At 66.7% G+C, this 20,079-nt stretch carries 21 protein-coding genes; 19 read left to right on the top strand and 2 right to left on the bottom strand.

Translation table 11 applies throughout. From position 1 onward, the window contains the following. Positions 1 to 37: 37 nt before the first annotated feature. From J0J10_RS04185 to J0J10_RS04160, 6 genes are read left to right on the top strand one after another with little or no spacing between them, the layout of a single operon-like run. Entirely contained in the window at positions 38 to 1,225 is a 1,188-nt protein-coding gene (locus tag J0J10_RS04185) for a D-alanyl-D-alanine carboxypeptidase family protein (RefSeq protein ID WP_291645608.1), read from the top strand. An 8-nt stretch (positions 1,226 to 1,233) separates the two neighbouring features. Then, positions 1,234 to 1,920, top strand: coding sequence for a dTMP kinase (tmk, locus tag J0J10_RS04180; protein WP_291645405.1), 687 nt, complete (start codon positions 1,234 to 1,236; stop codon positions 1,918 to 1,920). Next, positions 1,917 to 2,987: a DNA polymerase III subunit delta' gene (locus tag J0J10_RS04175; protein ID WP_291645404.1), complete on the top strand. Its 1,071-nt coding sequence runs from the start codon at positions 1,917 to 1,919 to the stop codon at positions 2,985 to 2,987. The genes tmk and J0J10_RS04175 overlap by 4 nt, the downstream gene beginning before the upstream one ends. A 23-nt stretch (positions 2,988 to 3,010) precedes the next feature. Further along, complete coding sequence (gene metG / locus J0J10_RS04170; RefSeq protein ID WP_291645403.1) at positions 3,011 to 4,570, top strand: methionine--tRNA ligase; 1,560 nt, start codon at positions 3,011 to 3,013, stop codon at positions 4,568 to 4,570. Further along, the gene (locus J0J10_RS04165) at positions 4,570 to 5,370 is read left to right on the top strand and encodes a TatD family hydrolase (RefSeq protein WP_291645402.1); all 801 of its coding nucleotides are present in this window, start codon (positions 4,570 to 4,572) and stop codon (positions 5,368 to 5,370) included. Before metG ends, J0J10_RS04165 begins: the two co-directional genes overlap by 1 nt. 17 nt (positions 5,371 to 5,387) lie before the next feature. Next, a complete protein-coding gene (locus J0J10_RS04160; protein ID WP_291645401.1) occupies positions 5,388 to 6,185 on the top strand; it encodes an MBL fold metallo-hydrolase in 798 nt (265 codons plus the stop codon). 146 nt (positions 6,186 to 6,331) lie between these two features. On the opposite strand, the gene J0J10_RS04155 is transcribed toward J0J10_RS04160, so the two are convergent. After that, positions 6,332 to 6,709 (bottom strand): hypothetical protein, encoded by a 378-nt coding sequence (locus tag J0J10_RS04155; protein ID WP_291639878.1) that lies wholly within the window; start codon positions 6,707 to 6,709, stop codon positions 6,332 to 6,334. 387 nt (positions 6,710 to 7,096) lie between these two features. On the opposite strand from J0J10_RS04155, the gene J0J10_RS04150 reads away from it, so the two are divergent. From J0J10_RS04150 to J0J10_RS04130, 5 genes are all read left to right on the top strand, one after another. Further along, positions 7,097 to 8,101, top strand: coding sequence for an ABC transporter substrate-binding protein (locus tag J0J10_RS04150; RefSeq protein ID WP_291645400.1), 1,005 nt, complete (start codon positions 7,097 to 7,099; stop codon positions 8,099 to 8,101). A 31-nt stretch (positions 8,102 to 8,132) separates the two neighbouring features. Further along, on the top strand, positions 8,133 to 8,930 hold the full coding sequence (locus J0J10_RS04145) for an ABC transporter ATP-binding protein (RefSeq protein WP_291645607.1): 798 nt from the start codon (positions 8,133 to 8,135) through the stop codon (positions 8,928 to 8,930). An 8-nt stretch (positions 8,931 to 8,938) separates the two neighbouring features. Beyond that, positions 8,939 to 9,844 carry an ABC transporter permease gene (locus tag J0J10_RS04140; protein ID WP_291645399.1) on the top strand — a complete coding sequence of 302 codons (906 nt, stop codon included), beginning with the start codon at positions 8,939 to 8,941 and terminating at the stop codon, positions 9,842 to 9,844. A gap of 55 nt (positions 9,845 to 9,899) precedes the next feature. Continuing rightward, entirely contained in the window at positions 9,900 to 10,874 is a 975-nt protein-coding gene (locus tag J0J10_RS04135; protein WP_291639869.1) for a Bug family tripartite tricarboxylate transporter substrate binding protein, read from the top strand. A gap of 74 nt (positions 10,875 to 10,948) precedes the next feature. Next, entirely contained in the window at positions 10,949 to 11,632 is a 684-nt protein-coding gene (locus J0J10_RS04130; RefSeq protein ID WP_291645398.1) for an RraA family protein, read from the top strand. A 10-nt stretch (positions 11,633 to 11,642) separates the two neighbouring features. Here the strand turns inward: J0J10_RS04130 and J0J10_RS04125 are convergent, their stop codons facing one another. Further along, positions 11,643 to 12,569: a LysR family transcriptional regulator gene (locus J0J10_RS04125; RefSeq protein ID WP_291642602.1), complete on the bottom strand. Its 927-nt coding sequence runs from the start codon at positions 12,567 to 12,569 to the stop codon at positions 11,643 to 11,645. A 266-nt stretch (positions 12,570 to 12,835) separates the two neighbouring features. On the opposite strand from J0J10_RS04125, the gene J0J10_RS04120 reads away from it, so the two are divergent. From J0J10_RS04120 to J0J10_RS04085, 8 genes are all read left to right on the top strand, one after another. Beyond that, the gene (locus tag J0J10_RS04120) at positions 12,836 to 13,615 is read left to right on the top strand and encodes an RraA family protein (protein WP_291645397.1); all 780 of its coding nucleotides are present in this window, start codon (positions 12,836 to 12,838) and stop codon (positions 13,613 to 13,615) included. After that, positions 13,612 to 14,535 carry an NAD(P)-dependent oxidoreductase gene (locus tag J0J10_RS04115; RefSeq protein WP_291645396.1) on the top strand — a complete coding sequence of 308 codons (924 nt, stop codon included), beginning with the start codon at positions 13,612 to 13,614 and terminating at the stop codon, positions 14,533 to 14,535. The genes J0J10_RS04120 and J0J10_RS04115 overlap by 4 nt, the downstream gene beginning before the upstream one ends. Before the next feature lie 20 nt (positions 14,536 to 14,555). Beyond that, the gene (locus J0J10_RS04110) at positions 14,556 to 15,227 is read left to right on the top strand and encodes a 4-carboxy-4-hydroxy-2-oxoadipate aldolase/oxaloacetate decarboxylase (RefSeq protein ID WP_291645395.1); all 672 of its coding nucleotides are present in this window, start codon (positions 14,556 to 14,558) and stop codon (positions 15,225 to 15,227) included. Positions 15,228 to 15,296: 69 nt separating this feature from the next. Next, a complete protein-coding gene (locus tag J0J10_RS04105) occupies positions 15,297 to 16,271 on the top strand; it encodes a quinone oxidoreductase family protein (protein WP_291645394.1) in 975 nt (324 codons plus the stop codon). 20 nt (positions 16,272 to 16,291) lie between these two features. Then, complete coding sequence (locus tag J0J10_RS04100; protein WP_291642613.1) at positions 16,292 to 17,482, top strand: mandelate racemase/muconate lactonizing enzyme family protein; 1,191 nt, start codon at positions 16,292 to 16,294, stop codon at positions 17,480 to 17,482. Positions 17,483 to 17,505: 23 nt separating this feature from the next. Continuing rightward, on the top strand, positions 17,506 to 18,153 hold the full coding sequence (locus tag J0J10_RS04095; protein ID WP_291645393.1) for a 4-carboxy-4-hydroxy-2-oxoadipate aldolase/oxaloacetate decarboxylase: 648 nt from the start codon (positions 17,506 to 17,508) through the stop codon (positions 18,151 to 18,153). A gap of 54 nt (positions 18,154 to 18,207) precedes the next feature. After that, positions 18,208 to 18,600: a carboxymuconolactone decarboxylase family protein gene (locus J0J10_RS04090; protein WP_291645392.1), complete on the top strand. Its 393-nt coding sequence runs from the start codon at positions 18,208 to 18,210 to the stop codon at positions 18,598 to 18,600. A gap of 76 nt (positions 18,601 to 18,676) precedes the next feature. Continuing rightward, complete coding sequence (locus J0J10_RS04085; RefSeq protein ID WP_291645391.1) at positions 18,677 to 20,065, top strand: FAD-binding oxidoreductase; 1,389 nt, start codon at positions 18,677 to 18,679, stop codon at positions 20,063 to 20,065. Positions 20,066 to 20,079: the final 14 nt, after the last annotated feature.

The following is a 20,079-nucleotide window of genomic DNA, read 5'->3' as shown; positions in this document are numbered from 1 at the left end:
ATCTGATCGAGAGATGGCGCGAGGTCGTTCGATGCTCATGTTCGGCCGTTTTCTGGCGCGTGGCGGGCGCTCGCTCGGCGCTTTGGCGTTTCTGCTCGCGGCCATTCCCGGCGCGGGCGCCCAGAGTTTCCAATCTGCCGCGCCCCATGCCGTGCTGCTCGATTCCGGCAGCGGCGCCATTCTCTACGAAAAAGCCGCCGACGAACTCATGGTGCCGGCGAGCCTCGCGAAGATCGCCACGGCGCTGGTCGCCTTCCAGGAGATCGAGCAGGGCAGGATGACCCTCGATACCGAGATATCGATCTCGGAGAACGCCTGGCGCAAGGGCGGAGGCGTCTCGGGCGGCTCGACCATGTTCGCGCTGGTCAACAGCCGGGTGAAGCTTGGCGACATTCTGCAAGGCCTGATCGTGCAATCCGGCAACGATGCCGCCATCGCCCTGGCCGAAGCGGTCGCCGGCACCGAGGCGAACTTCGCGCGGTTGATGACGGAGCGGGTCCGGGCGCTCGGCCTGAGCAAGTCCGTGTTCCGCAATGCCACCGGCATGGCCGACCCCGAGCAGAAGGTCACGGCCCGCGAGCTGGCGCGCCTCTCCGACCATCTGATCAAGACCTATCCCGATCTCTACAAGATCTTCGGCCAGCGCGAGTTCACCTGGAACAAGATCAAGCAGCAGAACCGCAATCCCTTGCTTGCGATGGATATCGGCGCGGATGGCCTCAAGACCGGCAATGTCGACGATTCCGGCTATGGGCTGGTCGGCTCGGCGGTTCAGAAGGACCAGCGCCTGATCGTCGTGGTCGCCGGGCTGAAGAACGCCCGTGACCGGGCGAGCGAGGGGCGCAAGCTGCTCGAATGGGGCTTCCGCTCCTTCGAGCAGCGCCAGGTCTTCGCTGCGGACGAAACAGTCGGCGAAGCCAGCGTCTATGGTGGCGACAAGGGACGCGTCGCCCTCAAGGCCAGAGGGCCGATCAACCTTTTGGTGCCGCGGGGCAGCAATGAACGCCTCAACGCCCGTATCGTCTATCGCGGCCCCTTGCAGGCACCGGTGGAGGAGGGTGCCCAGGTGGCGCGGCTCCTGGTGACGCGCGGCGAGGTCAAGACGCTCGACATCCCGCTCTACACGGCCGAGGCGGTGAAGGTCGGCAGCCTGCAGCAGCGCGCGCTCGATGCCCTGTTCGAGGTCTCGACCGGCTGGATCCGCAAGGCGCTCGGGCGGAGCTGAGCGCGGCGATGACCAAGCAGAACACCAGCGCGTCGGCGCCGGAAGCCGGCCACTTCATCACGCTGGAGGGCGGGGAGGGTGCCGGAAAGTCGACGCTGGCGAAGGCGCTGGCCGCCCGGCTCGGCGCGCTCGGCCTCACCGTCGAGCTGACGCGCGAGCCCGGCGGCTCGCCGAAAGCCGAGCGGATCCGGAACGCGCTGCTCGCCGGCCAGATCAAGCCCTATGGCGCCTTCGCCGAGGCGCTGATGTTCTCCGCCGCCCGCATCGACCATGTCGACCGGCGCATCAAGCCGGCGCTGGCGCGCGGAGCCTGGGTGATATGCGACCGCTTCATCGACTCGACGCGGGTCTATCAGGGTGCATTGGGCGCGATCGGCCCCGAGAAGCTCGCCGCACTGGAGACCGTCGCCATTGCCGGGTTGAAGCCGGAGCTCACCCTCATCCTCGACCTCGCGCCCGAGATCGGACTGGCCCGTGCCGCGAGCCGCCGGCTGCCGGGCGAGGCGGTCGATCGCTTCGAGGGCGAGACGCTCGACTTCCATCGCCGGCTGCGCCAGGCCTTCCTCGACATCGCAGCGGCCGAGCCCGGCCGCTGCGTCGTGCTCGACGCCAGCCGGTCTCCAGAGCAATTGGCTGAGCAGGCTTGGCAGGCGCTGGCCAGCCGGCTGCGGCTACCGCAGATTGCGCCGGCATGATCGAATCGACCAATGAACCCGACCGCCTGCCCAATGCGCCGCATCCGCGCGAAACGCTGGCGCTGATCGGCCATGAACGCCAGGAGCAGGCCTTTCTCGCGGCCTTGCGCTCCGGCAGGCTGCACCATGCCTGGCTGCTGGGTGGGCCGGAGGGCATCGGCAAGGCGAGCTTCGCCTATCGCGTCGCGCGCTTTCTGCTGGCGGAGGGCGATCCGATGCGCCGCGCCAGCACCGCAGGCGATCTTTCCATGCCCGCCGATGATGGCGCGACGCGCAAGATCATGGCGCTATCGCATCCAGACCTGCATCTGCTGCGCCGGATCCCAAAGCCCGACGGCAAGAGCTTCACCAGCAACATCCCGGTCGATCTGGTCCGCCGCGTGCTCGAGCGCTTCGGCTCCAGCGCCGGGGAGGGCGGCTGGCGCGTCTGCATCGTCGATTCCAGCGAGGAACTCGACCGCTCGGCCGGCAATGCCCTGCTCAAGCTGCTCGAGGAGCCGCCGGCCCGCACACTCTTCCTGATCGTCGCACATGCGCCGGGCCGGATCCTGCCGACCATCCGCTCGCGCTGCCGGCTGCTCGGCTTCGAGCCTCTGTCCGAGGGCGATGTCGCCGAGGCCGGCCGGATCGCGCTCGAGCGGATGGGCCTGCCTTATGACGGTTCCGCGCTCCAACGGGCGGCTGCGCTCTCCGAAGGCTCGGTGAAGCGGGCGCTCAGCTATGTCGACCCGGCGACGCTGGCTCTGGTCGAAGCGGTGAGGGCGCGGCTCGACGCGCTGCCGGGCGTCGATCTTCCGGCCCTGCTGGCTCTCGGAGAGGATGTGGCGGGCAAGGCCGGCGAGGCCGAGTTCGCGGTGTTGATCGAGACCATCCAGGGCTGGCTCAGCGCCCATCTCCATGCGCATGCCGCGGTCGGGCCGGCACGGCTTGCACCCCTGGCGGAGGTGTGGGAGAGACTTGCGCGCTCGGCCCGGGAGGTGGAAACCTATAATCTCGACCGACGCCCCCTCGTCATGTCGCTGTTTCACGATCTGTCCGAGGCGGTAGCGCGATCGCGCGCGGCGTGAAACGAGACAGCAGCGGACAGACCATGGCCTCGGCCCCGAAGTTCTACCTGACGACCGCGATCCACTACACCAACGGCCCGCCGCATATCGGCCACGCCTATGAGATGGTGGCTGCGGATGCGATCGCCCGCTTCAAGCGCCTCGACGGCTACGACGTCTTCGCCATGACCGGCACTGACGAGCACGGCCAGAAGGTGCAGCGCACCGCTGCGCAGAACGGCCTTTCGCCGCAGGACTTCGTCGACGGCTTCGCCGCACGCTTCAAGGAGATGGAGCAGCAGCTGGGCTGCTCCTTCGACCGCTTCATCCGCACCACCGATGCCGACCACCTGCCCTCGACGCAGGAGCTCTGGCGCCGGATGGAGGCCAATGGCGACATCTATCTCGCCAAATACTCCGGCTGGTATTCGGTCCGAGACGAGGCCTTCTATGGCGAGGAGGAGACGACCCTCCAGCCCGATGGCACGCGCCTGGGCGGGCAGGGCACGCCGGTCGAATGGGTCGAGGAGGAGAGCTATTTCTTCCGCCTCAAAGCCTATCAGGACAAGCTGCTCGCGCTCTATCGGGATGTGCCGGACTTCGTCTCACCCGAGACGCGCCGCAACGAAGTGGTTTCCTTCGTCCAGAGCGGACTCGAGGATCTCTCGATCAGCCGTACCACCTTCGACTGGGGCTTGGCCGTCCCGGGCGACCCGAAGCATGTGATGTATGTCTGGGTCGACGCGCTCAACAACTACCTCACGGGCTGCGGCTTTCCCGACGAGAGCAACCCGCGCTGGCACTACTGGCCGGCCGATGTTCACATCATCGGCAAGGATATCGTGCGCTTCCACACGGTGTATTGGCCGGCTTTCCTGATGTCGGCGGGGCTGCCCTTACCGAAGCGCGTCTTCGGGCATGGTTTCCTTTTGAACAAGGGAACCAAAATGTCGAAATCGCTCGGCAACGTCGTCGACCCATTCGGGCTGGCGGATGCCTATGGCGTCGACCAGCTGCGCTATTTCTTCCTGCGCGAGGTCTCCTTCGGCCAGGACGGCAACTACAGCCATGAGGCGATCGTCGGCCGTATCAACGCCGACCTCGCCAACGATCTCGGCAATCTGGCGCAGCGCTCGCTGTCGATGATCACCAAGAACTGTGAGGGCAGGGTGCCGCCGGCCGGCGCGCTGACCGAGGCCGACCTCGCCATGCTGGCGCAGGCCGACGGACTGCTGGCGAAGACACGTGCCGCCATGGAGGATTTCGCCCTGCATGTCGTGCTGGCCGACATCTGGGCCGTGGTCGCCGAGGCCAATCGCTATTTCGCCAACAATGAGCCGTGGAAGCTCTCCAAGAGCGACCCGGCCCGGCGCGATACCGTGCTCTACGTCACGATCGAGACGATCCGCCAGGTCGCGCTCCTCACCCAGCCGGTCATGCCGCAAGCCATGGCGAAGCTGCTCGACCTGCTGGCGATCCCGGACGAAGCGCGCAGCTTCGCCACGCTCGGCGAGGCTGGGCGCCTGACCTCGGGCACGGTGCTGCCGGCGCCGAGCGCGGTCTTCCCGCGCTATGTAGAGCCTGAGGAGGCTCCGGCCTCCTGATGCTGATCGACACGCATTGCCACCTCGATTTCCCCGATTTCGCCGGAGATATCGAAGCCTATGTCGGCCGGGCGGAGGCTGCCGGCGTCAGTCGGATGGTGACGATCTCGACGCGGGTCGCGCGCTTTCCGGCCTATGCCGCGCTGGCCGAACGTTTCCCTTCGGTCTGGTGCACCGTCGGCACGCATCCGCATGGTGCCCATGAGGAACTCGACGTCACGGCCGCGCAACTGGTCGAGCTGTCGCGGCATCCGCGCTGCGTCGCCATCGGCGAGGCCGGACTCGACTACCATTACGACAAGAGCCCGCGTGAGGCGCAGAAGCAGGGCCTGCTGACCCATATCGCCGCCGCCCGGGAGACGCAGCTGCCGCTCGTCATCCATTCGCGCGAGGCGGATGAGGACATGGCGGCGATCCTGCGCGAGGAGATGGGGAAGGGCGCCTTCCCCGCCATCCTGCACTGCTTCACCGCCGGCGAGATGCTGGCGCGGACCGGCGTCGCGCTCGGCCTCTACGTCTCCTTCTCCGGCATCCTGACCTTCAAGACCTCCGAGGCGCTGCGGGCCATCGCCCGCGAGATCCCGCTGGAACGCCTGCTGGTCGAGACCGATGCGCCCTACCTCGCCCCGACGCCCTATCGCGGCAAGCGCAACGAGCCATCCTATGTCGTTGAGACTGCAAAGATTTTGGCTGATGTGAAAGGCGTCTCCTTCGACGAGATCGCGCGCATCACCACGGAAAATGCGCGCCGCTGCTATTGGAAGATGGACCACGCCACGCGCCCGGCGCAGGTCGGCTGATCCGGGTTGGTATCCGCATGAGCCTGAAGGTCACGATCCTCGGCTGCGGTTCCTCCGGCGGCGTGCCGCGGCCGGGCTCCGGCTGGGGTGCCTGTGACCCCGCCAATCCGAAGAACCGCCGCCGGCGCTGCTCGGTGCTGGTCGAGCGCCAAGGCGCCGGAGGCACGACGAGCGTGCTGGTCGACACCACGCCGGATCTGCGCGAGCAGCTGATCGACGCCGGCGTGACCCGGCTCGATACCGTGCTGTTCAGCCATGACCATGCCGACCACACGCATGGCATCGACGATCTCAGGGCGCTCGTCCTGCACATGCGCAAGCGCATTCCGGTCCATGCCGACGCGGTGACCGGCGCGACGCTGCGCTCACGCTTCGCCTATCTGTTCGAGACGCCGCCGGGCAGCCTCTATCCGCCGATCCTCGATCTGGCTCCGCTCACGGCCGGCGAGCTCCAGGTCGTCGACGGGCCAGGCGGCGCGATCGAGGCCTTGCCGTTCCGGCTCGAGCACGGCCCGGGTTACGACGCGCTCGGCTTCCGCTTCGGCGGCATCGGCTACGCGCCGGATGTCAGCGCGATCCCGCCTGAGGCCATGGCGGCGATGGCCGGGCTGGACCTGCTGATCCTCGACTGCCTGCGCGATGCGCCGCATCCGAGCCATTTCAATCTGGAGCAGGCGCTCGGTGCTATCGAGACGCTGGCACCGCGGCGGACGGTGCTGACCAACCTGCATGTCGACTTCGATTATGTACGCCTTTCCAAGCGTTTGCCGGCGAATGTCGAACCTGCCTATGACGGCATGACCCTGACGGTTTGACGAGGCGGCTCATGTAAGCGCCGGCCGTCTGCAGCTCCATGGGTCAGATTTAAGTTCCATAATATGTCTTATGCGAATCGTGGCTATTGAGGCGCAGGCAGACAAACTGGCGAATGTCCGCCTGCTCCGTCCAGCCGCGGCGCGCATCAGCCGGCAGCTTCGATGCGATCGAGCACCTGCTGCTTGCTCTCCTTGACGAGCACCACGCCGCGCTGGGGCTTCATCTTGACGACAGCGCCGGCCTTGCCTTGCGTGACGGTGTCGATCATCGCGACATTGAACCAGGCGGGACCTTTGGCGGAAGCGAGCCCGCCTTCAGGCAAGGTCAATTGGATCAGCTTGGCATGGCCGCCGACAGCCGCGACGATTTCGTCCGGCTTGGCGAGCAAGCTGCGAATTGTCCCATCGTAGACCATATTGCCCTTGGCCTTCGGTGGGCTGAGAAACTTCGAATAGAAGATCAGTACGATCCTGCCGGGATCGAATTCGCGCTCGTTCCCCTCGGGGTCCTTGAGCTTGATCATCTGCCGCCCTTTCATCCCTTCCCTTTAGTCAGCTTAACGCACGTATCGAAACTGTCCAGATACAGCTCGATTCCATCTTGGGTTGTCTTTCGCTGACGCGCTGCTCGGCTGCCGTTCCCGGCACGCTTCGGTCCCGGCCAGAGCCGAACACCGGCGACTCGGAGTTTTCGAGCGGCCGGCGGCGGCCGACGCAATGATCGCCCAAACGGCGCGAGACCAATGCTCTCCAGCTGCCCCGTTGCGTAGATGATAATTCCAAAAAGCGATTGTCGTAGCTGAACATTGTTCTCTTTACTTCATGCTCTCCAGTTTTAGGCTGGTCCCAGGGGCAAAGCCCCATCTAAGTAGTCGGCACAGATCGACCTTCTCAATGGGGATTGAAACGTCATGAATCTTAATCGCCGCAAGCTGTTAGCGGGAACGGCGGCCACGCTGGCCCTGCCCGCGCCGGCCGTCTGGGCGCAAACCAAGCCGATCACTTTTGCGATCCAATATGGCCTGCCCTATCTGAATTTTATCGTTGCCGAGCGGCAGGGCCTGTTCACCAAGGCGGCCGAGAAGGCGGGCGTGCGCGATCCCAAGATTAACTTCGTGCGCCTGAGCGGTCCGACAGCGATCACCGAGGGGCTGATCAGCGGCAACATCCAGGTCGGCGCGCTCGGTACGCTCGGCCTGCTGATCGCCCATGAGAAGACCCGGCGCGCCTACGATCTCGGCGGGCTCAGCGCCTATTGGAAGGGCGTCTACACGATCTTCGCCAACGACCCGGCGATCAAGTCGCTGAAGGACATCCGCCCGACCGACAAGGTCGCGACGCCGGGCCCGACGAGCTCGCAGGCGCTGATCCTGCGCCGTGCCGCCGAGAAGATTTTCGGCCCGGGCGAGGCGCTGCGCTTCGACAAGCAGATCGTCTCCCTGCCCCATCCGGATGCGGTCGCGGCGCTGACCACCGGCAATACGGTCCAGGTCTATTTCGCGCTGTCGCCCTTCGCCGAGTTCCTGGCGCAGCAGCCGAACGTCCACGTCATCGGCCGGACGACGGAGTACAATCCGCCGAACATGACCAATGGCGTGGTCGGCGTGCTCAGGAAGTTCGTCGAGGAGAACAAGGAGCTGTCTTCCGCGGTGGTCGCGGCGCTCGACGAGGCTGGACGCTTCATCCAGAGCGAGGTCGCCGAAACAGCCAAGATCTACACCGCCGCCGAGCCGAGCAAGCTCTCGGCCGAGGAGATGCTCAAGGTCATCGAGAACAACAAGAACGAATACACGACCGAGCCGAACGGCATCATCGACACTGCCAATTTCATGGTGAAGCTCGGGCAATTGAAAGCCGCGCCGGCCAAGTGGCAGGACGTGTTCTTCCCGCCCGTCAACCAGGGCTCCGGCAGCTAGTGCGATGGCTCTTGCTATGATGCGCGAGCCGATGGAAGTGCAGGCTCAGCAGGCGGCGACGCCCCTGCTGAGCGTCCGCGACGTGACGCTCCAGTACCAGACGCGCCGCCAGATCGTCACGGCGACCTACCGCGTCTCCTTCGACGTGCAGCGGCAGGACCGCTTCATCCTGCTCGGCCCGTCCGGCTGCGGGAAATCGACGCTGCTCAAGGGCATTGGCGGCTTCCTGTCACCGGTCGAGGGCGAGATCAGCCTTGCCGGCAAGCGCATCTCCGGCCCGGGGGCCGACCGGATGATGGTCTTCCAGGAGTTCGACCAGCTCCTGCCCTGGCAGACCGTGCTCGGCAATGTGATGTTCCCGATGCGCAAGACCGGGCGCTTTCCGCGCTCGGAATGGCGAGACCGGGCCATGCGCGCGGTCGAGAAGGTCGGGCTCGCCAAATTCGCCGACAGCCACCCCCACACCCTATCGGGCGGCATGAAGCAGCGCGTCGCCATCGCCCGGGCACTCGCCATGGAGCCCGAGATCCTGCTGATGGACGAGCCGTTCGCGGCGCTCGACGCGCTGACGCGCCGGCGCATGCAGGATGAGCTGCTCGAGCTCTGGAACGAGATCCGCTTCACCCTGGTCTTCGTCACGCACTCGATCCAGGAGGCGATCGTGATCGGCAGCCGGATCGTGGTGATGACCCCTCACCCCGGCCAGATCCGCGCCGAACTCGATGCCACGCCCTTCAAGCAGGAGGACGCCGGCAGCGAGGAGTTCATGGCCTTCAATCGCAAGATCAACGGCATGCTCTTCGGCGAGGAGAAGATCGCACATGGATAGGCAGGTCGATGGCTGAGGCGATTCACGCCATGCGCGGCCGGACGCGCTTCAAGGAACTGCCGGCACGCCCGAGCATCGAGCACCAGACGCTCGACGCCGCGGCTATCGGCGAGATCGTCCGCGATGTCGGGCTCTGGCAGCGTGCCATGGCGCATACGCCGCTGCGTCGGGGTATGGTGCTGATCGCGCTCGGCATCCTCTGGGAGGTCTATGCGCGCTTCGCCGACAACCCGCTGATGTTTCCCTCGCTGAGCGACACGCTGGTTGCCTGGACGACCGACATGTCGAGCGGTGTCCTGCTTTCGGCGGTCGGCAATTCGGTGCGCGTGCTGCTGATCGGCTATGGCACGGCCGTGCTGCTCGCCGCGGTCCTGACCACGATCGCGATCTCGACGCGGATCGGCACCGACCTGCTGGCGACGCTGACTGCGATGTTCAACCCGCTGCCGGCGATCGCGATCCTGCCGCTGGCGCTGCTCTGGTTCGGCCTCGGCCTGGAGAGCCTGATCTTCGTGATCGTGCATTCGGTCTTGTGGGCGGTCTCGCTCAACGCCTTCACCGGCTTCCTTTCGGTGAGTCAGACGCAGCGCATGGTCGGCCGCAATTACGGGCTGGGTGGCCTGCGCATGGTGCTCTCCATCCTGATCCCGGCGGCGTTTCCCTCGATCCTGGCCGGGCTCAAGATCGGCTGGGCCTTCGCCTGGCGCACGCTGATCGCGGCCGAACTGGTCTTCGGCGTCTCGGGCAGCTCGGCCGGTCTCGGCTGGTACATTTTCCAGAACCGCAACGCGCTCGAAACCGCGCATGTCTTCGCCGGACTCTTCACGGTGATCGTCATCGGACTGATCGTCGAGGGGGTGGTCTTCCGGAGCATCGAGGCGGCCACGATCCGGCGCTGGGGCATGCAGAACTGATCCGGCGGCGGCACCTGATGCCGCCCCCGTCCAACGCTCGAAAAGGACCGATATCGTGGACCGCAGAACCTTCCTCGGCGGCATGGCCGCTGCCGCCTGCGCGGCACTGGGGCATTCGCCGGCACTGGCGCAGGACTACCCTGCCCGCCCCGTCACCATTCTCGTGCCCTTCGCCGCCGGTGGTGGCCAGGACATCTTCATGCGCCTGATCTCGCCGGGCGTTTCGGAGGCGATCAAGCAATCGCTGGTGATCGACAACCGCGTCGGCGGCGCCGGCAATATCGCGGCGAGCGCCGTCGCGCGTGCCGCGCCGGACGGCTATACGCTGCTGCTCGGCACGGCTGCGACCCATGGTATGAACCAGGCGCTCTACAAGTCGCTGGGCTTCGACGCGCAGACGAGCTTCGAGCCCGTCGCGATGCTGGCCGAGGTGCCGCTCGTGCTGGTGGTGAACCGCGATGTGCCGGCGAAGACCGTGGCCGAGCTGGTCGCCTATCTCAAGGCCAATCCCGGCAAGATCAATTACGGCTCCTCCGGCGTCGGCGGACCGCTCCACCTCGCCGGCGAGCTGTTCAAGACGGCGGCCGGGGTCGAGGCCGCCCATGTGCCCTTCCGCGGCTCGGCGCCGGCCATCACCGAGCTGCTCGGCGGCCGGCTGACCTTCATGTTCGACACCTTCGCCGCGACCGAGCCCTATATCGCCGATGGCAGCTTGCGCCGCCTGGCGATCGCCGCCGGGATACGCGCCGCGAACGCGCCGGACCTGCCGACCATGGCGGAGGCCGGCACCCCGGTCGAAGCCTATTCCTGGAGCGGCGTCTTCGCGCCGGCCGGAACCCCGAAGCCGATAGTCGAGAAACTCGGCAAGGCCTTCAGCGACGCCGTGGCGAGCCCTGCCCTGCGTGCGCGCCTCTATGAGATCGGCTTCCTGCCCGCGCCCGACACCCCGGAGGCACTGCGCAAGCGCGTCGGCTCCGAGCTGATCAAATGGAAGGCGGCGGCCGAGACCGCCGGCCTCAAGCCGCAATAGCCCGGCCGAGACGGCCCCCATTTCACCGAACGCCCGCCCCTGGCCGGCCGGGCTCCGATGCCCAGGAGACGATCATGTCCTCAGCCACCCCCGCCAACGATCCCGAGCTCTCCCAGTTCGAGCACCTGCAGGTCTCGACCCTGTCCGACGCGATGTTCGCGCTCGGGCTCAAGGATACGGCGCTCGGCCCGTCCGTGCGCCTGCTCGTCGGCAAGCGCATTCTCGGACGCGCCCGGACGATCGGGCGCGTCCCCCTGCCCTCCAATGGCGGCCAGCAAGAGATCAAGCCCGAATTCTCGCTGGCGATCCAGGAGGTGATCGACGGCTGTGGTCCCGGCTCGATCATGGTGATCGCGACGCAGGGCATCGCCACCCATGCCAACTGGGGTGGCAACATGGCGACGCGGGCGGCCGCGGTCGGGGCGCTCGGCCTGATCACCGACGGCGCGATCCGCGACCTCGAAGAAATGGGGCCGCTCGGCATGACGATCTTCGCGCAAGGCACCTCGCCGCGCGCCGGTCACTTCCGCTTTGCGACCGCGATCCGCAACGAGCCGGTGATCTGCGCCGGCGTGCTGATCCGCCCCGGCGACATCATCGTCGGCGATGCCGATGGCGTCATCGTCATCGACCCGGCCCAGGCCGGCGCGATCGCCGCCAAGGCACATGAGCTCGTCGAGGTCGAGGAGGAGATGCAGGGCTTCATGCGCACCGGCGCGACGCTCCAGGATGCGGTGCGCAAATACAAGGTGCGCTGAGCATGCCCGCTCAGGACGCCTCGCGGGCGGCGCTGGCCTCCTCCGGCCGGCGCCAGCGCGGGATCCCGAAATCGCAGGTCTCGCGCGCCAGCTGCGCGATCCTGCGGCTGACGGCGTCGTTGCGATGAACGGCGAGGTATTCGAGCGGCGGCAGGACGAGATTGGTCCGCACTGGCCTGAGATAGCCCTCCTGGCGATAGGCGGAAAAGTAGCCGGTCGGCAGATAGGTGATGCCGAGCCCGGCGCTCGCCATTTCCGCCAGCGCGATCATGCTGTTGCAGGTGATGGTGTTCTGCGGCTTGATGTCGATCGCCGCCAGCGCCTGCAGCAGGTTGAGATGCAGCAGCGAGCCCTCGGCATAGGTCAGCAGCGGCAGCTCCATCAGGCGCTCGATCGGCACGACGCCCTTCGCTCCCACCAGCGAGGGGCTGCACATCCACTCCGATTCCAGGAAGTCGAGCGGCACCGTCGGGAAGCTGTTGTCGGTCTTTGGCGCCGGGCAGATGATCATGTCGAGCCGATGCGTGACCATCTGCTGGCGCAGATTGACGGTCAGATCGATCTTCGGCTCGAGGATGATGTCCGGATAGAGCTGCTTGATGCCGGCGATCAGGGCCGGGAGCCAGGTCAGGGCGACCATCTCGGTCACGCCGAAGCGGAAGCGCCCGGCATAGGAAACGTCACTGCCGACGCGGCGCACGACGTTCTGCTGCAGATCGAGCATCTGGACGAAATCGTCGATCAGCTCGCGCCCCTTGATGGTGAGCTGCGTCGTCTTGTTGCTGCGGTCGAAAATCTCGATCGAGAGGTATTTTTCGAGCTCGGCGATGCGCTTGGAGACGGTCGACTGGGTCGTGTTGAGCCGTTTCGCCGCGGCATGGAAGCTGCCGAGCTTGCTGATCCAGTAGGCGGCTTCGATTTGCTTGAAGGTCAACATGGCTGGCCCCTTTCGCCGGTCCATAGACCGAATAGAAAAAGCAATCACTCAAGTCAAACTTGGTCGCTTTTTCGATCCGGATCGATCCAGCTGAGAATTACCGATCCTGGCGAGACAAATACGAGAAACACCGACTCTTGCCACTCAGGAAGGCCGAGCAAGAATGATGCATTTTTGCGATCGATGAAACTGAATTTAATTCGCTTTATGGCATGCGAAGCGCATGCCATTGAATCGAGCAATCGGTACGAGGCGCGTTCAGCGGCATGACAACCAGCATCGAAAAACAGCTCGCCGCCTATGAGGGCCGGCTCCTCGGAACGATCCCGGTCGAGCGTATCCGCGCCGTCGCATTCGAGCGTCCGTCGGCGGATCTGGTGGCGCGCTTCCGGCAATTGCCCGACCTGACCTCCGCCATCGCCGACATCCTCGACGAGTACGGCGTCGACTCGGCGATCCCGACGACGGCCCTGCCGCCGATCGCGCCGGGCCAGCGCATGGTCGGCCCAGCCATCACGGTCAAGCACGGCGCCGCCCGGCTGACCAGCGGCTACAACATCGCCAACAAGACCTCCCCTCGCCTCGGTGCGCTCGACGCGGTGACTTTGTCGCAGCGCGGCGACGTGATGGTGATCGACGGCAGCGCCTGCCCGGCTGCCTCGAACATCGGCGGCATCATGGCGACCGCCGTCGCCGCGCACGGCTTTGCCGGCGTCGTCGTCGACGGCTGCGTGCGCGATACCGACGCGATGCGCCGCATGGGCCTGCCGGTCTGGGCGCGCGGGGCGACGCCGCGCACCGGCAAGCACCGTTTCGAGCTGCTGGAGTTCAACGGCATCGTCGAGATCGCCGGCGTGCAGATCCGTCCGGGCGACCTGATGCTCGGCGATTCCGACGGCGTCATCGTCGTGCCGCTTTCCATCGCCGCCGAAGTGCTGGCGCGGGCCGAGGAGGTCGCCGCCAAGGAGAAGACGCTGATCGACGCGATCAGCACCGGCGCGTCGGCCGCCGAGACGGCCGCGATCGTGGCGCCCGAGAAATGGTGAGCGCCGCAGCACGCAGGTTTCGGCTCGCCTTCGTCGGCTTCGGCGAGGCGGCCTTCTCGATCGCCAGCGGCCTGCGCGAGGCGGGTTTCGACGGCATGGCCGCCTTCGATGTCGCCGCCGACCGGGGGCCGTTCCGGACACGGATCCGCGAGCGGGCCGAGCAGGCCGGGGTCACGCTTCTCGATGGTCCCGAAGGACTTTCCGGCGCCGAGACCGTGTTCGTGCTGGTCCAGCCCTCGGCGTCGATGACGGTCGCCCAGAGCTGCGCGAGCCATGTCAGTCCCGATGCGCTCTATGTCGACCTGACCTCGCTCGGACCGACCGACAAGGCGGCGGTCGGCGCCTATGTCGCCGCCGCCGGGCGCCGCTTCGTCGATGCCGCGATCCTCGGCTCCGCCCCGACCTCGCGGAATCGCGTGCCGATCGTCGCGGCCGGGCCCGAGGTGGACCGGTTCGTCGAGCGCTTTGCGCCCTATGGCATGGACATCTCACCGGTCGGCGAGCGCTTCGGCGCGGCTGCCGGCATCAAGATCGTCCGCAGCGTCCTCGCCAAGGGGCTGGAGGCGCTCTATGTCGAGGCCCTGATCGCGGCGCGGCGCATGGGCGTCGAGGCGGAGGTGCTGCAGAGCTTCTGCGCCTTCCTCGATGCCCGCCCTGCCCTCGACACCGCCGCGATGCTGGTGCGCTCGCATGTTCCGCATGCCGGCCGCCGCGCCGACGAGATGCGCATGTCACGCGCCGCCGTCGCCGAGACCGGCCTCGATCCGCTGATGACCGACGCCATCGTCCAATTGATGGAGCGCAGCGCTGCCAGCGGCGTCGTCGCGGCCAGTGGCGGCAGTCAGCCGCCTTCGCTCGACGCCGCGCTCACCATTCTCGACGCGGCCCTCGCTGCCGCGCCTCGCCCCGCCAAGTCCTGACGTTTTTGACGAGAGCCGCCATGTCCACAGCCCCCCTGCCCCCGCGCATTTCGCCCGAGACCTGCCAGGCCCTGCTCGCCTATGGCTCCGCCACCGTCTTCGAGGCGCAGGGCCGCCGCGGCGCCTTCGCCTCCGGCATCAAGCCGGTCGACGAGGCGATGACGGTCGCCGGCACCGCCTTCACCTGCGAATGCCCGCCCAATGACAATCTCACGCTGCATGCCGCCCTCAAGATGGCGAAGCCGGGCGACGTCCTGGTCTGCGACGCGCATGGCTGCACCGAGCAGGGCATGTTCGGCGACGTGATGTCGAGCTGCGCCGTCGGCGCCAAGCTCGCGGGCCTCGTCACCGATGGCGGCGTGCGCGACTCCGCGACGATCTGCGAGGTCGGCTTTCCGGTCTTCGCAGGCGGCATCTGCATCAAGGGCACGATCAAGGAGACGCTGGGCTCGCTGAACGAGCCGATCGTCCTCGGCGGCGTGCTGGTGCGCCCCGGCGACGTGATCATCGGCGACGCCGACGGGCTGGTCGTGGTGCCGTTCGAGACCGTCGATGCCGTGCTCGCGGCCTGCAAGCTGCGGGCTGAGAAGGAGGCCGCCGCAAAGCAGCGCTTCGCTTCCGGCGAGACGCCCTGGGACGTCTACAAGCTCGGCGAATTGCTGACCCGCAAGGGGCAGGCCTCGCCCGTCTGACGACACGCGATCTCCCGGATGCCGGCAGCCGGCAGCCCGATTCAAGATGAATAAAATGAAGGACAAGACATGAGCGGGGCAATCATCCTGCGCCAGCATGGCGGGTCGGGCGTGCTCGAATGGGTCGATCTCGACCCCGGCAAACCCGGCCAAGGCGAGGTTCTGCTGCGCCACACGGCGATCGGGCTGAACTTCATCGACATCTATGTTCGCACCGGCCTCTACAAGATGGGCACGATGCCCTGCTCGCCCGGCATGGAAGCCGCCGGCGTGGTCGAGGCTGTCGGCCCCGGCGTCACCGGCCTCAGCGCCGGCGACCGGGTGGCCTATGTCACCGGCGCTCCCGGCGCCTATGTCGAGCGCCGCGTCATGAACGCTGCGGCCCTGGTCAAGCTGCCGGGCGACATCTCCGACGATCAGGCCGCAGCGCTGATGCTCAAGGGCATGACGGCCGAGATGCTGCTCTTCCGGATGACGCAGGCGAAGGCCGGCGACGCCGTGCTGATCCATGCCGTCGCCGGCGGTGTCGGCCTGCTGCTCGCCGCCTGGGCAAAATCGCTCGGCTGCCTGGTGATCGGCGCCGCCTCCAGCGACGAAAAGGCGGCCAAGGCCCGCGCCGCCGGCGCCGACCATGTCATCGTCACCAGCCGCGAGGATGTCGGGGCCCGGGTGCAGGAGCTGACCGGCGGCCGCGGCTGCCACTGCGTCTATGACGGCGTCGGCAAGGATACCTTCGAGGCCTCGCTCGCCGCGGTCGCCGAGTTCGGCCACATCGTCAGCTACGGCAATGCCTCGGGGCCGGTTCCGCCCTTCGCCATCGCCGGCCTCGCGCCGAAATGCGCGACGCTCTCGCGCCCCTCGATCTTCCCCTTCATCAAGGACCGGGCCCGGCTCGAGGCGATGTCGAGCAACCTGTTCGCGGCGATGCGCCGCGGCGTGGTCAAGGCGGAGATCGACCAGGTCTTCGCCCTGAAGGAGGCAGCGGCTGCCCAGACAGCCCTCGAAAGCCGGGCCACCACCGGCCAGACCATCCTGCGGCCCTGACCCCAATTCCGGAGCTGGCGATGAAGATCGCGCGTATCGAAACCTTCTTCTTCCACCCCGGCAGCGGCAAGAACCTGCTGTTCTGCCGCATCGAGACCGATGACGGCCTCTATGGCTGGGGCGAATCCTATGTCGGTGTGAAGAAGGAGAAGGTCGTCGACGACTATATCCGCGCCATGGCGCCCTATGTGATCGGGCGCAGCCCGCACAATATCCGCCACACCGCACAGGTGATGTTCGACGACTTCGCCATCAGGCGCTCCTCGGTCGACTTCTTCTGCGCCTGGAGCGCGATCGAGCTGGCGATGTGGGACATCGTCGGCAAGAAGGCCGGACAGCCACTCTACAACCTGCTCGGCGGCGCCTCGCGCGAGAAGGTCCGCGTCTACGCCAATGGCTGGTGGTACGGCGTCACCGATATCGAGTCGACGGTGGAGCGGGCGCTCCAGGTCAAGGAGATGGGCTATACGGCGCTGAAATGGGACCCGTTCCCCGGGCCGTGGCGAACCTTCATCACGCGCGAGGAGGAGGATTACGCCGTCGCCAACGTCAAGGCGATGCGCGAGGCGCTAGGCCCCGACATGGACCTGCTGATCGACGCGCACCGCCGCGTCGCGCCGCATCATTCCATCCGCGTCGCCAAGCGGCTCGAGGAATACGGCATCTTCTGCTATGAGGAGCCCTGCCTCTCCGACAATCTCGACCTCGTCGCGGAAGTCCGCCGCGCGATCTCGACGCCCGTCGTGACCGGCGAAACCCTCTATACCAAGGAGGATTTCGCCCGGGTCTTCGAGAAGCGCGCGGCCGATATCCTCAACCCCGACATCTGCGCCGTCGGCGGCCTTCAGCAGATGCTCGACATCGCAGCGATGGCGCAGCCGCACGCGATCGCGATCAGCCCGCACAACTACAACAGCACCATCGTCGGGCTCGCCGCGACGGTGCATTTCTCGGCGGTGATCCCGAACTTCCTGATCGCCGAGTGCTTCATCAACCTCAACGAGGCCTGCGACGAGATCGGCTCGCCCGGGCTGAAGGTCGAGGATGGCTGGATCGACCTGCCGACCGCGCCGGGCCTCGGCGTCGACATCGATGTCGAGCGCATGCGCAAGCGGCCATACAAGGATTTCCCGCACAAGGACATGCGCCAGTACTGGGAAGAATTCCCCCGGAAGAACTACGTCTGGGGCGTAGCCAACGTCACCCGCTGACCCTCCTTCATCGGATAGAGATCATGACCGAATTCAACTATCGCGAAGCCTATGCTTCGGTCGCCTCGGCTACCGCCCATGAAGCCATGGAACGCCGCGGCGCGCTCGATTCCAGCATCAAGCCCGTCCGGCGCGGCATGAAGGTGCTGGGCCCGGCCTTCACCTGCGTCTGCCCGCCCGGCGACAACCTCACCTTGCACGCGGCGCTGAAGATGGCGAAGGCAGGCGACGTCATCGTCTGCGCCTCGGCCGGCTTCACCGAGCAGGGCCTGTTCGGCGATGTGATGGCCAGCTGCGCCATGGGCAAGGGCATTGCCGGCCTCGTCGTCGACGGCGGCGTGCGCGACGGCGCGACCATCGCCGAGATCGGCTTCCCGGTCTTCGCGCGCGCCTTGTCGATCAAGGGCTCGGTGAAGGAAACGCTCGGCGCGCTGAACAAGCCGATCGTTGCCGGCGGCATGCTGATCGAGCCCGGCGACCTCGTGATTGGCGACGATGACGGCGTCTGCATCGTGCCGAAGGCGGAGATCGTCGCCATCGCCGCGGCGTCCAAGACCCGCGAGGAGAAGGAAGCCCGTTTCCGCCGCGAGCTGCTCCAGGGCAAGACGACCTGGGACATGCTCAATCTGAGCGAGCTGCTCCGCAAGAAGGGTATCGAGCTCAACATCTGACGGCGTTCGCAGCGATCCTGCCGAACCCCGAACGACCATACCGGAGACATCAAGATGAGCCGATTGAAGCCGATCGAATATGCCGACGCGCCGCCAGCGGTCCGCGCCGTCTACGACGACATCAAGACCTCGCGGAACCTCAAGGACGTCAACAACTTCTGGAAGTACCTCGCACATGATCCCATTGGTCTGCGGCGTACCTGGGAGAGCGTGAAGGAGGTGATGGCGCCAGGCGCGCTCGACCCGCTGGTCAAGGAGATGATCTATCTCGCGGTCAGCACCAGCAATGGCTGCGGCTACTGCATCGCCAGCCATACCGCCGCCGCCCGCAAGGCCGGGATGACCGACGCGATGTTCGGCGAGGTGATGGCGGTGGTCGGCATGGCCAACGAGACCAATCGCCTGGTCAACGGCTACCGGGTTCCGATCGACCCCTCGCTCGGGTAAGCGGCTTGCCGAGCGAACCCGCCCCCGATGCCACGCGCATGCCGGGGGCGGACCTGCAGACAGATGGATTGCGATCATGAGCTATGGCGATACGGCGGCCGTCGTCGAAACCCTGCGCGCGCATTTCGGCGAGCGGATCTCGACCGCCGAGGCGGTCCGCCGACACCATGGCGAGGATCTTTCCTATCTGCCGACCATGCTGCCGGATGCGGTGGTTTTCGTGCAGTCGACCGCCGAAGTGCAGCGCGTCGTCGCGGCCTGCGCGGCGGCGCGCGTACCGATCGTGCCCTATGGCGTCGGCAGCTCGATGGAGGGCCAGATTCTCGCCGTCGCCGGGGGCGTCAGCCTCGACATGTCGCGGATGAACCGCGTCCTCGCCGTGCATGAGAGCGATTTCGACGTGGTGGTCGAGCCCGGCGTGACGCGCAAGGCCCTCAACGAGCATCTGCGCGCGACGGGGCTGACCTTCCCGGTCGATCCCGGCGCCGACGCCTCGATCGGCGGCATGGCCTCGACCCGCGCCAGCGGCACCAATGCGGTGCGCTACGGCACCATGCGCGAGAACGTGCTGGCGCTCGAAGTGGTGTTGCCGAACGGCGAATTGCTGCGCACCGGAAGCCGGGCGCGCAAATCCTCGACGGGCTACGACCTGACCAAGCTCTTCGTCGGCGCCGAGGGAACGCTGGGCGTGCTGACCAAGATCACGCTTCGGCTGCATCCGGTGCCGGCCGCGATCTCGGCGGCGGTCTGCCCCTTCGACAGCCTGAAGGGCGCCGTCGACACCTGTATCGCCACGATCCAGAGCGGCGTGCCGATCGCCCGCATCGAGTTCCTCGACGACATCGCGATCGCGGCCTCGAACCACTACTCCAAGATGAGCCTCGCGGTCGCGCCGACCCTGTTCCTCGAATTCCACGGCACCGAGGCCGGCATCCGCGAGCAGGCCGAAATCGTCGAGGCGCTCGCGGCCGAGAATGGCGGACGCGGCTTCCAGTGGGCCACGCAACGCGAGGATCGCGAACGCCTGTGGAAGGCCCGCCACGATTCCAACCCGGCGACGCGCGCCATGCGTCCGGGTGCGGCGATGTTCGTGACCGACGCCTGCGTGCCGATCTCGGCACTGGCGGACAACATGACCGCGGCCCGGGCCGATGGCGACGCCTCCTTCCTGAAGTTCAAGATCAACGGCCATGTCGGCGACGGGAATTTCCACGTCTCCTATCTCGTCATGCCCGATGCCGAGGAGGAAGTCGCCGAGGCCAAGCGCCTGGCCGAGAACGTCGTGATGCGCGCCCTGGAATCCGGCGGGACCGCCAGCGGCGAGCATGGCGTCGGCCTCGGAAAGCTGAAATATCTGCGGCGCGAGCACGGCAATGGCATCGAGGTCATGGGGGCGCTGAAGCTGGCGCTCGACCCGCACGGGATCATGAACCCCGGCAAGCTCGGCATGAGCGCCACCCTCTGACGGAAAATAAGGCA

This window comes from Allobosea sp., from assembly GCF_017308075.1.
In the GTDB taxonomy this organism is placed as follows: domain Bacteria; phylum Pseudomonadota; class Alphaproteobacteria; order Rhizobiales; family Beijerinckiaceae; genus Allobosea.
This window is presented reverse-complemented; position numbering and strand designations above follow the sequence as displayed.

Excerpts from the sequence above, each read along its gene's own strand:
- J0J10_RS04185 (WP_291645608.1), top strand. The coding sequence starts at position 38 with ATGTTCGGCCGTTTTCTGGCGCGTGGCGGGCGCTCGCTCGGCGCTTTG.
- J0J10_RS04130 (WP_291645398.1), top strand. The coding sequence starts at position 10,949 with ATGTCCTCAGCCACCCCCGCCAACGATCCCGAGCTCTCCCAGTTCGAG.
- J0J10_RS04150 (WP_291645400.1), top strand. The coding sequence starts at position 7,097 with ATGAATCTTAATCGCCGCAAGCTGTTAGCGGGAACGGCGGCCACGCTG.
- J0J10_RS04095 (WP_291645393.1), top strand. The coding sequence starts at position 17,506 with ATGACCGAATTCAACTATCGCGAAGCCTATGCTTCGGTCGCCTCGGCT.
- J0J10_RS04160 (WP_291645401.1), top strand. The coding sequence starts at position 5,388 with ATGAGCCTGAAGGTCACGATCCTCGGCTGCGGTTCCTCCGGCGGCGTG.
- J0J10_RS04165 (WP_291645402.1), top strand. The coding sequence starts at position 4,570 with ATGCTGATCGACACGCATTGCCACCTCGATTTCCCCGATTTCGCCGGA.
- J0J10_RS04120 (WP_291645397.1), top strand. The coding sequence starts at position 12,836 with ATGACAACCAGCATCGAAAAACAGCTCGCCGCCTATGAGGGCCGGCTC.
- J0J10_RS04175 (WP_291645404.1), top strand. The coding sequence starts at position 1,917 with ATGATCGAATCGACCAATGAACCCGACCGCCTGCCCAATGCGCCGCAT.
- metG (WP_291645403.1), top strand. The coding sequence starts at position 3,011 with ATGGCCTCGGCCCCGAAGTTCTACCTGACGACCGCGATCCACTACACC.
- J0J10_RS04155 (WP_291639878.1), bottom strand. The coding sequence starts at position 6,709 with ATGATCAAGCTCAAGGACCCCGAGGGGAACGAGCGCGAATTCGATCCC.
- J0J10_RS04145 (WP_291645607.1), top strand. The coding sequence starts at position 8,133 with ATGGAAGTGCAGGCTCAGCAGGCGGCGACGCCCCTGCTGAGCGTCCGC.
- J0J10_RS04090 (WP_291645392.1), top strand. The coding sequence starts at position 18,208 with ATGAGCCGATTGAAGCCGATCGAATATGCCGACGCGCCGCCAGCGGTC.
- tmk (WP_291645405.1), top strand. The coding sequence starts at position 1,234 with ATGACCAAGCAGAACACCAGCGCGTCGGCGCCGGAAGCCGGCCACTTC.
- J0J10_RS04110 (WP_291645395.1), top strand. The coding sequence starts at position 14,556 with ATGTCCACAGCCCCCCTGCCCCCGCGCATTTCGCCCGAGACCTGCCAG.
- J0J10_RS04125 (WP_291642602.1), bottom strand. The coding sequence starts at position 12,569 with ATGTTGACCTTCAAGCAAATCGAAGCCGCCTACTGGATCAGCAAGCTC.
- J0J10_RS04085 (WP_291645391.1), top strand. The coding sequence starts at position 18,677 with ATGAGCTATGGCGATACGGCGGCCGTCGTCGAAACCCTGCGCGCGCAT.
- J0J10_RS04100 (WP_291642613.1), top strand. The coding sequence starts at position 16,292 with ATGAAGATCGCGCGTATCGAAACCTTCTTCTTCCACCCCGGCAGCGGC.
- J0J10_RS04105 (WP_291645394.1), top strand. The coding sequence starts at position 15,297 with ATGAGCGGGGCAATCATCCTGCGCCAGCATGGCGGGTCGGGCGTGCTC.
- J0J10_RS04140 (WP_291645399.1), top strand. The coding sequence starts at position 8,939 with ATGGCTGAGGCGATTCACGCCATGCGCGGCCGGACGCGCTTCAAGGAA.